1 protein-coding gene is annotated in these 629 nt (G+C 60.1%); it reads right to left on the bottom strand.

Going from position 1 to position 629, the window contains the following annotated elements; all coding sequences use genetic code 11:
- The coding region (locus tag L0D17_RS13220) for a RuBisCO large subunit C-terminal-like domain-containing protein (RefSeq protein WP_243095710.1) at positions 1 to 582 on the bottom strand (582 nt) is incomplete at its 3' end.
- Positions 583 to 629: the final 47 nt, after the last annotated feature.

Raw genomic sequence — 629 nt, 5'->3', positions numbered from 1 at the left:
GAGAAGATGCTTCAGGAGCGGTATGCCCCCCGTACACAGACTCTTACACATAACTCTTGACACGACCATGGAGCCTATTTCCTTGGCGAACTCCAAACGCTCATATACGTCCTCCATCGTGGCCGCGGTGACGTTCATGTAGTGGCCCTTGCGCTCGCCGGTGGCCTCCTCCGCCTTCATCACCGCCTCTTGGGCGTAAAGGTAGCGGTCCCGCCAGCGCATGAAGGGCTGAGAGTTGATGTTCTCGTCGTCTTTGGTGAAGTCCAGCCCCCCCGCCAACGCCTCGTAGACCACGCGGCCGTAGTTCCGCCCGGAAAGGCCAAGCTTGGGCTTCACCGTGGCGCCCAAGAGGGGACGCCCCCACTTGCCCAGCATGTCCCGCTCCACCGGAATACCGTGGGGAGCTCCCTTGAAGGTCTTGAGGTAGGCCACCGGGATGCGCAGGTCTTCCAAACGTAAGGCCCTTAGGGCCTTGAACCCGAAGACGTTGCCAATAATGGACGAGGTCATGTTGGCGATGGAGCCCTCTTCAAATAGAGCCAGGTCATAAGCGATCCAGGCGAAGTACTGTTCGGCCCACATTCCGCACCCCCTTCACTCCAGCAGGTAATATCGCCCGGCCCCCAGGA

Source organism: Thermus thalpophilus (assembly GCF_022760915.1).
Taxonomy (GTDB): Bacteria; Deinococcota; Deinococci; order Deinococcales; family Thermaceae; genus Thermus; species Thermus thalpophilus.
Note: the sequence above shows the minus strand (reverse complement) of the source record. Positions and strands in the feature narration are given on the sequence as shown.